Here is an 11,626-nt window from a genome sequence, read left to right as displayed (position 1 = left end):
TAGGAGCTGCCGCAGGCGGCGATCTTTTGCTTTTAATAGCGCGTGCTGATCCAGGAGACGATCAGGGCCAGCCCGAGGCAAGCAAAACCAAAACGATAGAAAAACCGGTTCATGCGCAAGGTCGCCCAATCAAGGATTGGTTCGGCATTCGGTTGCGCCTGGCGCTGAGCGGCAATGCTGGCCATCGCACGTTGTTCACGGCGACGAGTGGCGTGCAGCAGCCAACTCCCCGGAAACGCCAACAACAACGCGAGCAAGTTGATCAACTTGGCGGGATGGGCGGTAAACAGCGTCATCAAGTGCAGCGACATCACAGACCTCTATCTGAACCGGTGTGGCAGACGCCAGATCGACGACTGCGGCGCGGATTCTAACCAAACCTGCCGGTTCACCCCCAGTCTTTGCGACAAATAACCTGACAATCGACCGATGGCTGTCCTGTGTCACGGCATCGTCATGTGGATACACCAAGATGCGCGCCTCGAAACGCACATGGAACGCGACATGCTTCACGCTGAAAACCAGGATCGTCTGTACCTCATTAGCCCTTACGACGAGCAACAAAGCCTTGTCGGCAGCCTCGCCTTCAATGTCCAGGATCGCCATTGGCTGGTGTATTGCGCGCTGGGCGGGCATCAGCATGCGGATTTGCCGGAGACGGATTTGTTGACGGGTGTCAGCGTTCTCGACTTTTATTCCCAGGCTGCCTAAAAGCAAAAGCACCCTCACCCTAGCCCTCTCCCCGAGGGAGAGGGGACTGACCGAGGTGTTTTGTCGAGGTACATCGACCTGAAAGTCCGAGGTGAATGTAGATCTCAAGAACAACGCAAATCGACCTGAAACTCCGAGATGAATGCAGATCCCAGGCACAACACAGATCGGCTCCCTTTCCCCCTCGCCCCCTTGGGGGAGAGGGCTGGGGTGAGGGGGATCGATCTCCCATACGATACAAATCCCAAACCTGACACCCACAAAAAAGCCCGAAACCATCACTGGCCCCGGGCTTTTTCACATCCGCCGAAAACTTACTCAGCCAGAACCTGACCCACCGTCGGGTCCTTGAACAGACGCGTCAGCGCATCGCTCAAGACATCGCTGACCAGTTTGGTGTTGGTTTCCTGGTTTGGCGCCATCCCGAAACGCTGGTCCAGCGAGGCACCGTAACGGCCGCTATAACGGCGGTTGGCGTTCTGCACATCGGAGCGGAAGGTTGCGCCAATGGTCGCTTCGGTCACGTACATACCTTCTTTCGGCGACTGATACTTCAGCTCGGCCAGGGTCACGGTCAACTGCGGAGCGTTGGGTGCGTTGTTGGTCGGGGTGAAGCCGAGCAAACGCACGGCGGCTTCAGCCTGAGCCTGCAACTTCGGCAGGATCTGCTCGCGCTGCACGGTGATGGCGCTGGTTTCCGGGTACAGGCCGCCACGGGTGCCCAAAGTTGGCGACGGACGACCGTCAACCACACGCACGACGACTGGCTGGCCACGGCCGACCGCTGGCAGCTGAGTGGTCAGCTTCGGCTCCGGGCTCAGTTGTTGCGGGCTGTGGGCGCAGCCGGCCAGGGTCAAACCGGCCACAGTGATCAAACCGAACAACAGGCGTTGCAACATGCTCTTCTCTCCAGAATCAGGCACAAACAGGCCGGCAGTATAGCGGTGGGCCACTGCGGGTAACCAGCGCCCGGCAGCGAATACTGAAATGTCTGACAAACCCGTGGGAAAGCGGTTCCTGTCACAGATTATTCACCCGGCATACACGTTCACGTCACGGCGCCTTGGCAACCTTGCAATCAGTCCCCCACAAGGTACTCAATCATGCGTTATCTGATCTCGTTGTTCGCGCCACGCCCGTTGCACCGCAGCTTCGCCCTGCTCGACCGCAATGGCCATTGCCAGGCATTCAAGCAGTGCAGCCTGCAGCCGATGGGCGACGGTTGGGTGGAAATCGAAGAAATCCGCCTCAACTGGTTGCACCAGCCACTGCCCGCCAGCGCCCGCGTCATAGCGTCGCAGCCCCGTGCACGGGTGCAAGCGATGTTGAGCATCTGACCGGATGCCTAATAAAAGTCATTAAACACGAGCAACTGCCCGCATTTCTTCGATACAATCTCCCCCCGATTATAAGGACGTCTCCTGATCGGGCCCCGCAACAGCGTCAATGCGCATGCATCGACACCCAAAATCGCCCACAGAGAGCCGCCCACACAGATCGAGTGAAGTTGGCGCGCTTGCCTGTTCTTCCGGCAAAAACCCCGCTTTTCGCGAATCTGCAGAGCTGTCATGACGCTCGGCCACCGCGTTGTTTTGCCTTTGCGGGCAAGGTGCCAGGCCTGGACAGCCCTTTTTTGAGGTTCACGTCTTCAAAAGAGCGTGAAAAAAACGGGTTTTCACAACTTCACAAGAGTGTGGCGAGCAAATGAAAAGTTTTGCGTCTGAACATGCACCATTAGCGTCTGAAACAGCCCAACGACACAGGACCGGGTATACCTCGAATATCGGAGCCTGAAGCCTGTCCGCTACGGATTTGGTTGCACAAAAACGGATGTCTCGACCATAAGTCGAATTGCCAGCTGCGTGCTGAAATGAGTTCATGGAGCTCTTGAAAGCCAAGCCGCATACATCCGTCGAAGTTGCGAAAAATTGCGAAGATTCGGACATGGCGACCTGACCACGGATAGCTGGGGCACAACTGATCTGTCCCGGAACGCCTGGCAGCCATGCCGACAATTTGGTGCTGCAGATTTTGGAGACGCGTTAAATGGCGCATAACGAAGCAGTCGACGTAGTTCTGGTTGGGGCGGGCATCATGAGTGCCACCCTGGCCGTGCTGCTCAAAGAGCTCGACCCCGCGATCAAGCTGGAAGTCGTCGAGCTGATGGATTCCGGTGCTGCCGAGAGTTCCAACCCATGGAACAACGCCGGCACCGGTCACGCTGGCCTTTGCGAGCTGAACTACACGCCGCAAGCCGCCGATGGCACCGTCGACATCAAGAAAGCCGTGCACATCAACACCCAGTTTGAGGTGTCGAAGCAGTTCTGGTCGTACCTGACCAAGAAAGGCACGTTCGGCTCGTGCAAATCCTTTATCAGCCCGGTGCCGCACCTGAGTTTCGTTCAGGGCGACAAAGGCGTTTCCTTCCTCAAGGAACGTTTCGACGTCCTGCACAAGCATCACGCCTTCTCCGACATGGAGTACACCGAGGACAAGGCCAAGATGGCCGAGTGGATGCCGCTGATGATGCCGGGCCGCTCGCCGGACGAAGTCCTCGCTGCCACTCGCGTGATGAACGGTACCGACGTCAACTTCGGCGCCCTGACCAATCAGTTGCTCAAGCACCTGACCAGCGCTCCCGACACTCAAGTCAAATACTGCAAGCGCGTTACCGGCCTCAAGCGTAACGGCGCTGGCTGGACCGTCAGCATCAAGGACGTCAACAGCGGCAGCAGCCGTGAAGTCGACGCCAAGTTCGTTTTCCTCGGCGCGGGTGGCGCGGCGCTGCCGTTGCTGCAGGCCTCGGGCATCGAAGAAAGCAAAGGCTTCGGCGGCTTCCCGATCAGCGGCCAGTGGCTGCGTTGCGACAACCCGGAAGTGGTCAAGCATCACCAGGCCAAGGTGTACAGCCAGGCCGCGGTGGGTTCGCCACCGATGTCGGTGCCGCACCTGGACACCCGCGTGGTCGACGGCAAGAAATCCCTGCTGTTCGGGCCATACGCCGGTTTCACCACCAAGTTCCTCAAGCACGGCTCCTTCATGGACCTGCCGCTGTCGGTTCGCGCCGGCAACATCGGGCCGATGCTGGCCGTGGCGAAAAACAACATGGACCTGACCAAGTACCTGGTCAGCGAAGTGATGCAATCGATGGAGCAGCGTCTGGATTCCCTGCGCCGCTTCTACCCTGAGGCGAAAGCCGAAGACTGGCGCCTGGAAGTGGCCGGCCAACGGGTACAGATCATCAAGAAAGACCCGAAAAAGGGCGGCATCCTGCAGTTCGGTACCGAACTGGTGTCGGCCAAGGACGGCTCCCTCGCCGCCCTGCTCGGCGCTTCGCCAGGCGCGTCGGTGACCGTTTCGATCATGCTGGAACTGATCGAGAAGTGCTTCCCGGCCAAGGCCAAGGGTGAGTGGGCTGGCAAACTGGCGGAGATCTTCCCGGCCCGTGAAAAGGTCCTGGAAACTGATGCTGCGCTGTATCGCAAGATCAACACGCAGAACAACATCGCGCTGGAACTGGTTGAAGAAAGCAGCGAAACCCCAAGCTACGCTTGATCTTGCCGCATAAAAAAACGCCCCGTACTCAGTGAGTGCGGGGCGTTTTTTTATGGCCTTGAAAAGCAAAAGATCGTCCGATCGCGGCCCGAGCCTTCGGCAGCTCCTACAGGGTAAACACAAACTCTCTGTAGGAGTTGCCGCAGGCTGCGATCTTTTGATCTTAGCTGCGGGCCTTGTCGATCAGCCCGATGTACTCGGCCGCGTTGCGCTGATCCTTGATCTGAGCAACGAACGTCTGACCGTGCTCGTCCTTGCCATCCACGTCATAACCGGCGGCAACGAAGAACGTCAGAAACCGCTCGAAATCATCAATGCGCAGGCCACGGTAAGCCTTGATCAGTTTGTGCAGCGACGGCGAAGTGGCGTCGACCGGCTCAAAATCGAGGAACAGCTTGATCTGCTCATCGCCGATCTCGTCACCAATCACTTGTTTTTTATCTTTACGCATTGCCGACTCCAGCTCGCAGACATTACACGGGGCGGGCAGTTTACCCCTGCCCGGCCGCCCGGCTCAACGCGATCGCACCGCCCCGGTGTGCAAATCGGCCCAGATATGGCCATTGGCGTAACTGAGGAACTGCACATACACAGTGTCGTTGCGCAGCAGATCGATGATCACGCGGTATTGGGCCTGTGGATAAAACAGTGTGAGGGTTTTGCTCTTGTCGTCATAAACCGGCTTTTTCAGGCTTTTGCTTTCACCGTCGAAATTGACCAACACCTGAGTAATGGTCGCGCCTTTGTTGAGGGATTTGCCCTTGAGGCGAATCATCAATGGAGACGTGACCGGAATCGGTTGTTGATTGGACTGGCGTTGCGCGCCGACGACCACGGAATAATCAGTGACCTGCAGCAATTGCTGCTGCTCGGGCTCGGCATCGCGCACGGTCAGATCGTCCGGCGGCAGGAATTGACTGTGCATCGGCGCGGCGGAAAGAGGCAGGCAGAGGATCAAGGAAAACGCGGCGAGGCTGCGGATCAAGAGGCGCATGACAGGCTCCGGAAGGCGGGGCCGAGCACTCTAGCATGGGTATCGTGCAAACAAATGTAGGAGTGAGCCTGCTCGCGATAGCGGTCTGTCAGCAACGTTGATGTTGGCTGATACGACGCTATCGCGAGCAGGCTCACTCCTACAGGGGGTAGTGCTGGGTTCTTACATGCCTTTAACGGCAAAGATCCCGTTGGCGTTGCGCCAGTAGCCTTTGTAGTCCATGCCGTAACCGAAGATGTAGCGGTCGATGCACGGCAGGCCGACGAAATCGGCTTTCAGGTCTGGACGCGCCTTGCGGTCGTGATCCTTGTCGATCAGCACGGCGGTGTGCACTTTGCGCGCACCGGCGTGTTTGCAAAAGTCGATGATCGCGCCGAGGGTGTGACCTTCATCGAGGATGTCGTCGATGATCAGCACGTCGCGGTCGATGAACGAAACTTCCGGCTTGGCTTTCCAGAACAGGTCGCCGCCGCTGGTTTCGTTGCGATAACGGGTCGCGTGCAGGTAGGAGGCTTCCAGCGGGAACTGCAGATGCGTCAGCAGTTTGCCGGAGAAAATCAGCCCGCCGTTCATCACGCAGAACACTACCGGATTGCTGTCAGCCAGTTGTTCGTTGATTTGTGCACCGACGCGGGCGATGGCGGCCTCGACTTCAGCTTCGGTGTACAGGCAGTCAGCCTCTCGCATGATTTGACGGATATGCTCGAGATCAGCGGACATGGCGCTCTCCAGGGGGGGATGTTTTCGGAAAAGCGGGCAAAGGTACGCATCCATTGAGGCCGAATCAAGCCTTTATGGACTAACGTACAGAATGTCCTATAGGACATCACCCTCGGATAGATTAATCTAGGCCGGTTTTTTTGCCCGCCGCCGGAGTTTTTCCATGCCCATCCTCGAGATCCGCCATCCGCTGATCCGTCATAAACTCGGCCTGATGCGCCGCGCCGATATCAGCACCAAGAACTTCCGTGAGCTCGCTCAGGAAGTCGGCGCCCTGTTGACCTATGAAGCTACAAAAGATTTGCCGCTGGAGTCCTACGATATTGCAGGCTGGTGCGGCACCGTGTCGGTCGAGAAGATCGCCGGCAAGAAGATCACCGTCGTGCCGATCCTGCGCGCCGGCATCGGCATGCTCGAAGGCGTGCTGAGCCTGATCCCGGGTGCCAAGGTTTCCGCTGTGGGCGTTGCCCGCAACGAAGAAACCCTGCAAGCGCACACTTATCTGGAAAAACTGGTTCCGGAAATCGACGAACGGTTGGCGATGATCATCGACCCGATGCTCGCTACCGGCAGCTCGATGGTGGCGACCATTGATCTGTTGAAGAAAGCCGGCTGCAAAGACATCCGCGCCATGGTGCTGGTGGCCGCGCCGGAAGGTATTGCCGCTGTAGAAAAGGCTCACCCGGACGTGACCATCTACACCGCGTCCATCGATGAGCGCTTGAACGAGCACGGTTACATCATCCCAGGACTTGGCGACGCCGGTGACAAGATCTTCGGCACCAAGCAGAAGGACGCGTGACCATGCAGCAAGAGTTCAACGATCCGCTCTGGCGTACGGTGTTGTCCGGCGCCCAGATGCTGTTCGTGGCTTTCGGCGCCCTGGTGCTGATGCCGCTGATCACGGGCCTGGACCCGAACGTGGCACTGTTTACCGCAGGTCTTGGGACGATCCTGTTCCAGATCGTCACCGGGCGTCAGGTGCCGGTGTTTTTGGCGTCGAGCTTCGCTTTCATCACCCCGATCATTCTCGCCAAGGGCCAGTTCGGCCTTGCTGCGACCATGGGCGGTGTGATGGCAGCCGGTTTCGTCTACACCTTCCTCGGTCTTGCCGTGAAGATCAAAGGCACCGGATTTATCGACCGCTTGCTGCCACCGGTGGTGATTGGTCCAGTGATCATTTCCATCGGCCTGGCCATGGCGCCGATTGCCGCGAACATGGCGATGGGCAAGGCTGGCGACGGTTCGGAACTGATCCACTACCAGACCGCAATGATGATCTCGATGCCGGCGCTGCTGACCACGCTGATCGTCGCTGTGTTCGGTAAAGGCATTTTCCGTCTGGTGCCGATCATTTCCGGCGTGCTGGTCGGTTTTGCCATGGCGTTCTATTTCGGTGTCGTTGATACCGCGAAGATTGCCGCAGCGCCATGGTTTGCGATCCCGCACTTCACCGCGCCGGAATTCAACTGGCAGGCGATTCTGTTCATCGTTCCAGTGGCATTGGCTCCGGCCATTGAACACATCGGTGGCGTGATTGCCGTCGGTAGCGTGACCGGTCGCGACTATCTGAAGAAGCCCGGCCTGCATCGCACCCTGCTCGGTGACGGCATTGCCACCACCGCCGCCGGTCTGTTCGGCGGCCCGCCAAACACCACCTACGCGGAAGTGACTGGCGCAGTGATGCTGACCAAGAACTACAACCCGAAAATCATGACCTGGGCGGCGATCTTCGCTATCAGCCTGGCGTTCATTGGCAAGTTCGGCGCGCTGCTGCAGAGCATTCCGGTGCCGGTGATGGGCGGGATTCTGTGCTTGCTGTTCGGCTCGATCGCGGCGGTGGGGATGAACACCCTGATCCGTCACAAGATCGATCTGGGCGAGGCGCGCAATCTGGTGATCGTGTCGGTGACGCTGGTGTTCGGCATTGGCGGTGTGCTGGTCGGCACCGGCACCGGTCCAGACGACTTCGGCCTCAAAGGCATCGCGTTGTGCGCGGTGGTGGCGATTGCGCTGAACCTGATTCTGCCGGGCAATGATGGCTGGAAGAACAAGAAGGCGGATGAGCCGCTGATCTAAGCCTTTAGATCTGATCGTTCCCACGCTCTGCGTGGGAATGCCTCTAGGGACGCTCTGCGTCCAGTGACGCGGAGCGTCACGGGCTGCATTCCCACGCGGAGCGTGGGAACGATCATCACAGGGCCAGCGGCGCTCTTTCGCAGAGGGTTGCCAACGCCTTAGCCCATTGCCGGTCGTCATTCAGGCACGGCACCAGCACCAACTCTTCGCCCCCCGCTTCGCGGAACTGTTCCTTGCCGCGATCACCAATCTCTTCCAGCGTCTCGATGCAATCGGCGACAAACGCCGGGCACATCACCAGTATTTTCTTCACGCCGCTTTTCGCCAGCTCATCCAGCCGTGCCTCGGTGTAGGGTTCGATCCACTTGGCCCGGCCCAGACGCGACTGAAACGATACCGACCATTTGCCATCCGGCAGGCCCATGCGCTCAGCGAACAACGCCGCAGTACGCAGGCATTGCGCGCGATAACAGGTCGCCAATACCGCAGGCGAGGCGTTCTTGCAGCAGTCTTCATTCTTGAAGCAATGATTGCCGGTCGGATCGAGTTTGGTCAGGTGCCGCTCAGGCAGACCGTGGAAGCTCAGCAGCAAGTGATCGTAATCCTGCTGCAGATGCGGCCGGGCGCTTTCGACCAGCGCATCCAGGTATTCCGGCTGATCGTAGAACGGCTGCAGCACCGACAGTTGCACGTCGAGTTTCTTTTCGCGGATCACCCGCTTGGCTTCTTCGATCACTGTGGTCGTGGTGCTGTCGGCGAACTGTGGATACAGCGGTGCCAGCGTGATGCGCTTGTGCCCCGCCGCAACCAGTTTCAGCAGGCAGGTTTCAATCGACGGCTCACCATAACGCATCGCCAGCTCCACTGGCCCCTGCTTCCATTGCGCCTTCATCTGCTCTTGCAGGCGCCGGCTGAGCACCACCAGCGGTGAACCTTCGTCCCACCAGATCGACGCATAGGCGTGGGCCGACTGCTCCGGGCGCTTGATCAGGATCAGCGACACCAGCAAACGCCGCACCGGCCACGGCAGGTCGATCACGTACGGGTCCATCAGGAATTGATTGAGGTAGCGGCGCACATCGGCCACTGAGGTTGAGGCCGGGGAACCCAGGTTGACCAGAAGCAAGGCGTGATCGGTCATGCAACGTCCTATTTCAGAGGCGGCTGGAAAGATCGTCCAGGGCCGCGCGTAAATCCGTGAACTGGAAAGTGAAACCCGCTTCCAGCAAGCGTGCCGGCATAGCCTTCTGGCCGCCGAGCAACAGCAATGACATCTCACCGAGGCCGACCTTCAGCGCCAGGGTCGGCATCGGCATGAACGCCGGGCGGTGCAACACGCTGCCCAGCGTCTTGGCAAATTCGCGATTGCGCACAGGTTTCGGCGCGCACGCATTATAAGGACCACTGGCCTGATCACGATGCAGAAGAAAATCAATCAGGGCGATTTGATCGTTGATATGAATCCACGGCATCCACTGCCGGCCATTGCCCAAAGGCCCGCCGAGCCCGAGTTTGAACGGCAACAGCAAGCGCGACAAAAAGCCGCCCTCGGCCGACAGCACCAGACCCGTTCGCACCAGCACCACGCGAATGCCTTGTGTCTCGGCACGCTGTGCGGTTTCCTCCCAGGCAATACACAACTGACTGGCGAAGTCGTCGATCACCGGCGGCGAATCTTCAGTCAATTCGCGCTCACCGCCATCGCCATACCAGCCAATGGCTGATCCGGAGATCAGCAACGCTGGTTTCTGCGCGCGCGTGTCGAGCCAGGTCAACAGGGTTTCCGTGAGCGTGATACGGCTGCTCCACAGCAACGCTTTGCGTCGATGGGTCCACGGCCGATCGGCAATCGGCGCACCGGCAAGATTGATGATCGCGTCCACAGGCTCTTCGCCAAGGTCTTCCAGACGCGCAATACCCCGCACCTGCGCACCACAGATTTTCGCGACTTTCTCCGGTTTGCGGCTCCACACCGTCAAGCGATGCCCCTGCTCCAACCAGTATCGGCAGAGCGCACGTCCGATCAAACCAGTACCGCCGGTCAGCAATATGCGCATGACATCTTCCTCGCGTGGCGTTTAACCCGGATCACTAGTCTATTTTTAAAAGCAGGGATCTTTTCTATCGGGCAGGCTCTATTGTTTAACCATAGGCCAAGCTGTCAGATCGAGAACGCTAGAAGTTATACCAAAAAACAAAATTGTACAGGTTTCATCCACGGCGTAGTCTGTACAGAAAGGTAAACGAGGCCCCTATGACTGTACCTATCGCAATCATCGGCACCGGCATCGCCGGACTTTCCGCCGCCCAGGCTCTGACAGAGACCGGGCATACCGTGCAATTGTTCGATAAAAGTCGCGGCAGCGGCGGGCGCATGTCGAGCAAGCGCAGCGACGCTGGCTCGCTGGACATGGGCGCGCAATATTTCACCGCGCGTGATCGGCGCTTCGTCACCGAAGTGCAGCGTTGGCAAAGCCTGGGCTGGGTCGCCGAGTGGACACCGCAGCTCTACACGTATCAGGGCGGGCAACTGAATCTGTCGCCGGACGAGCAGACGCGCTGGGTCGGGACGCCACGCATGAGCGCCATCACTCGTGGACTGCTCGATGGCTTGGAAGTGCACTTTGCCTGCCGCATCACCGAGGTCTTTCGCGGTGAAGAACACTGGCATCTGCAGGACGCCGAAGGCTTCACCCATGGCCCGTTCAGCCACGTGGTGATCGCCACGCCGGCCCCTCAAGCGACAGCCTTGCTGGCCGCAGCCCCGAAACTTGCCGGGGCCGCCGCCGGGGTGAAAATGGACCCGACCTGGGCTGTCGCCCTCGCCTTCGACACACCGCTGGATACGCCCATTGAAGGCTGCTTCGTGCAGGACAGTCCGCTCGACTGGCTGGCACGCAACCGCAGCAAGCCCGGACGTGACAACAGCCTCGACACCTGGGTGCTGCATGCGAGCAGCGCGTGGAGCCGGCAGCACATCGATCTGTCCAAGGAAGCTGTGATCGAGCAACTGCACGGTGCTTTTGCCGAATTGCTGCACAGCGCCATGCCCGCGCCGACCTTCAGCCTCGCCCACCGCTGGCTCTACGCACGTCCGGCGACGGGCCACGAATGGGGGACCCTGGCCGATGCCGATCTGGGTTTGTATGCTTGCGGCGACTGGTGCCTGTCCGGGCGCGTCGAAGGCGCTTGGCTCAGTGGCCAGGAAGCTGCGCGACGCTTGCACGAACACCTGCAATGAACCGCATCAATCCGCGTAAATTGCTGCTGTCGAAATGGACAGCAGCCCACCCGCAGAATCGTGAAAAACACTTTCTGGTGACAGAGTTGTTTCGCGACGAGGAAGGCACGGTGCTGGAGGTTGAGTTGCAGGCGGTGTTGACCCTGCGTGCTGAGCGACTCGATTGGCAAACCCTCAAGAACAACGATCACTGGTTATTGGGTTGGCAATAACCCCCCCTGTAGGCCTTCGCATGCTCGCGATAGCGGTTTGTCAGTAACATCGATGTTGCCTGAGACGGCACCATCGCGAGCAGGCGAAGGCCTACAAGAAATCGCATCAACCGA

14 protein-coding genes are annotated in these 11,626 nt (G+C 59.0%); 7 read left to right on the top strand and 7 right to left on the bottom strand.

Annotated features, from left to right (window positions below):
• Positions 1 to 32: 32 nt before the first annotated feature.
• The gene (locus CKW26_RS25550) at positions 33 to 311 is read right to left on the bottom strand and encodes a hypothetical protein (RefSeq protein ID WP_093441332.1); all 279 of its coding nucleotides are present in this window, start codon (positions 309 to 311) and stop codon (positions 33 to 35) included.
• 193 nt (positions 312 to 504) lie between these two features.
• Here CKW26_RS25550 and CKW26_RS25545 point away from each other — a divergent pair, with 193 nt between their 5' ends.
• Positions 505 to 711 carry a hypothetical protein gene (locus tag CKW26_RS25545; protein ID WP_095050666.1) on the top strand — a complete coding sequence of 69 codons (207 nt, stop codon included), beginning with the start codon at positions 505 to 507 and terminating at the stop codon, positions 709 to 711.
• 314 nt (positions 712 to 1,025) lie between these two features.
• On the opposite strand, the gene CKW26_RS25540 is transcribed toward CKW26_RS25545, so the two are convergent.
• Positions 1,026 to 1,610, bottom strand: coding sequence for a YajG family lipoprotein (locus tag CKW26_RS25540; protein WP_007912832.1), 585 nt, complete (start codon positions 1,608 to 1,610; stop codon positions 1,026 to 1,028).
• A gap of 204 nt (positions 1,611 to 1,814) precedes the next feature.
• Between CKW26_RS25540 and CKW26_RS25535 the strand changes: the two genes are divergently transcribed.
• Together CKW26_RS25535 and mqo are read left to right on the top strand one after the other, a co-directional pair.
• Positions 1,815 to 2,048, top strand: coding sequence for a hypothetical protein (locus CKW26_RS25535; protein ID WP_007912834.1), 234 nt, complete (start codon positions 1,815 to 1,817; stop codon positions 2,046 to 2,048).
• 709 nt (positions 2,049 to 2,757) lie between these two features.
• Positions 2,758 to 4,266, top strand: coding sequence for a malate dehydrogenase (quinone) (gene mqo, locus CKW26_RS25530; protein ID WP_095050624.1), 1,509 nt, complete (start codon positions 2,758 to 2,760; stop codon positions 4,264 to 4,266).
• A 163-nt stretch (positions 4,267 to 4,429) separates the two neighbouring features.
• On the opposite strand, the gene CKW26_RS25525 is transcribed toward mqo, so the two are convergent.
• From CKW26_RS25525 to CKW26_RS25515, 3 genes are all read right to left on the bottom strand, one after another.
• Positions 4,430 to 4,717: a PA4642 family protein gene (locus tag CKW26_RS25525; RefSeq protein WP_095050623.1), complete on the bottom strand. Its 288-nt coding sequence runs from the start codon at positions 4,715 to 4,717 to the stop codon at positions 4,430 to 4,432.
• 63 nt (positions 4,718 to 4,780) lie between these two features.
• Complete coding sequence (locus CKW26_RS25520) at positions 4,781 to 5,260, bottom strand: hypothetical protein (protein WP_095050622.1); 480 nt, start codon at positions 5,258 to 5,260, stop codon at positions 4,781 to 4,783.
• A 162-nt stretch (positions 5,261 to 5,422) separates the two neighbouring features.
• Positions 5,423 to 5,980: a hypoxanthine-guanine phosphoribosyltransferase gene (locus CKW26_RS25515; protein ID WP_008086142.1), complete on the bottom strand. Its 558-nt coding sequence runs from the start codon at positions 5,978 to 5,980 to the stop codon at positions 5,423 to 5,425.
• A 163-nt stretch (positions 5,981 to 6,143) separates the two neighbouring features.
• Here CKW26_RS25515 and upp point away from each other — a divergent pair, with 163 nt between their 5' ends.
• Both upp and CKW26_RS25505 read left to right on the top strand, forming a co-directional pair.
• A complete protein-coding gene (upp, locus tag CKW26_RS25510) occupies positions 6,144 to 6,782 on the top strand; it encodes a uracil phosphoribosyltransferase (RefSeq protein WP_007912842.1) in 639 nt (212 codons plus the stop codon).
• Between the two features lie 2 nt (positions 6,783 to 6,784).
• Positions 6,785 to 8,059 (top strand): uracil-xanthine permease family protein, encoded by a 1,275-nt coding sequence (locus CKW26_RS25505; RefSeq protein WP_007912843.1) that lies wholly within the window; start codon positions 6,785 to 6,787, stop codon positions 8,057 to 8,059.
• A gap of 115 nt (positions 8,060 to 8,174) precedes the next feature.
• On the opposite strand, the gene hemH is transcribed toward CKW26_RS25505, so the two are convergent.
• Together hemH and CKW26_RS25495 are read right to left on the bottom strand one after the other, a co-directional pair.
• Entirely contained in the window at positions 8,175 to 9,200 is a 1,026-nt protein-coding gene (gene hemH / locus CKW26_RS25500; RefSeq protein ID WP_095050621.1) for a ferrochelatase, read from the bottom strand.
• A 13-nt stretch (positions 9,201 to 9,213) separates the two neighbouring features.
• Positions 9,214 to 10,116 carry a TIGR01777 family oxidoreductase gene (locus tag CKW26_RS25495; protein ID WP_095050620.1) on the bottom strand — a complete coding sequence of 301 codons (903 nt, stop codon included), beginning with the start codon at positions 10,114 to 10,116 and terminating at the stop codon, positions 9,214 to 9,216.
• Positions 10,117 to 10,313: 197 nt separating this feature from the next.
• Between CKW26_RS25495 and CKW26_RS25490 the strand changes: the two genes are divergently transcribed.
• Together CKW26_RS25490 and CKW26_RS25485 are read left to right on the top strand one after the other, a co-directional pair.
• A complete protein-coding gene (locus CKW26_RS25490; protein WP_095050619.1) occupies positions 10,314 to 11,300 on the top strand; it encodes an NAD(P)/FAD-dependent oxidoreductase in 987 nt (328 codons plus the stop codon).
• Complete coding sequence (locus CKW26_RS25485) at positions 11,297 to 11,512, top strand: TIGR02450 family Trp-rich protein (protein WP_095050618.1); 216 nt, start codon at positions 11,297 to 11,299, stop codon at positions 11,510 to 11,512. Before CKW26_RS25490 ends, CKW26_RS25485 begins: the two co-directional genes overlap by 4 nt.
• Positions 11,513 to 11,626 lie beyond the last annotated feature (114 nt).

The organism is Pseudomonas sp. Irchel s3h9 (assembly GCF_900187475.1).
GTDB lineage: Bacteria > Pseudomonadota > Gammaproteobacteria > Pseudomonadales > Pseudomonadaceae > Aquipseudomonas > Aquipseudomonas neuropathica.
The sequence above is the reverse complement of the archived record's forward strand: the minus strand, read 5'-3'. Positions and strand labels throughout refer to the sequence as shown.

What these genes read in the sequence shown, in the direction of transcription:
- CKW26_RS25550 (WP_093441332.1), bottom strand. Translation starts at nt 311, where the DNA reads ATGTCGCTGCACTTGATGACGCTGTTTACCGCCCATCCCGCCAAGTTG.
- CKW26_RS25545 (WP_095050666.1), top strand. Translation starts at nt 505, where the DNA reads ATGCTTCACGCTGAAAACCAGGATCGTCTGTACCTCATTAGCCCTTAC.
- CKW26_RS25540 (WP_007912832.1), bottom strand. Translation starts at nt 1,610, where the DNA reads ATGTTGCAACGCCTGTTGTTCGGTTTGATCACTGTGGCCGGTTTGACC.
- CKW26_RS25535 (WP_007912834.1), top strand. Translation starts at nt 1,815, where the DNA reads ATGCGTTATCTGATCTCGTTGTTCGCGCCACGCCCGTTGCACCGCAGC.
- mqo (WP_095050624.1), top strand. Translation starts at nt 2,758, where the DNA reads ATGGCGCATAACGAAGCAGTCGACGTAGTTCTGGTTGGGGCGGGCATC.
- CKW26_RS25525 (WP_095050623.1), bottom strand. Translation starts at nt 4,717, where the DNA reads ATGCGTAAAGATAAAAAACAAGTGATTGGTGACGAGATCGGCGATGAG.
- CKW26_RS25520 (WP_095050622.1), bottom strand. Translation starts at nt 5,260, where the DNA reads ATGCGCCTCTTGATCCGCAGCCTCGCCGCGTTTTCCTTGATCCTCTGC.
- CKW26_RS25515 (WP_008086142.1), bottom strand. Translation starts at nt 5,980, where the DNA reads ATGTCCGCTGATCTCGAGCATATCCGTCAAATCATGCGAGAGGCTGAC.
- upp (WP_007912842.1), top strand. Translation starts at nt 6,144, where the DNA reads ATGCCCATCCTCGAGATCCGCCATCCGCTGATCCGTCATAAACTCGGC.
- CKW26_RS25505 (WP_007912843.1), top strand. Translation starts at nt 6,785, where the DNA reads ATGCAGCAAGAGTTCAACGATCCGCTCTGGCGTACGGTGTTGTCCGGC.
- hemH (WP_095050621.1), bottom strand. Translation starts at nt 9,200, where the DNA reads ATGACCGATCACGCCTTGCTTCTGGTCAACCTGGGTTCCCCGGCCTCA.
- CKW26_RS25495 (WP_095050620.1), bottom strand. Translation starts at nt 10,116, where the DNA reads ATGCGCATATTGCTGACCGGCGGTACTGGTTTGATCGGACGTGCGCTC.
- CKW26_RS25490 (WP_095050619.1), top strand. Translation starts at nt 10,314, where the DNA reads ATGACTGTACCTATCGCAATCATCGGCACCGGCATCGCCGGACTTTCC.
- CKW26_RS25485 (WP_095050618.1), top strand. Translation starts at nt 11,297, where the DNA reads ATGAACCGCATCAATCCGCGTAAATTGCTGCTGTCGAAATGGACAGCA.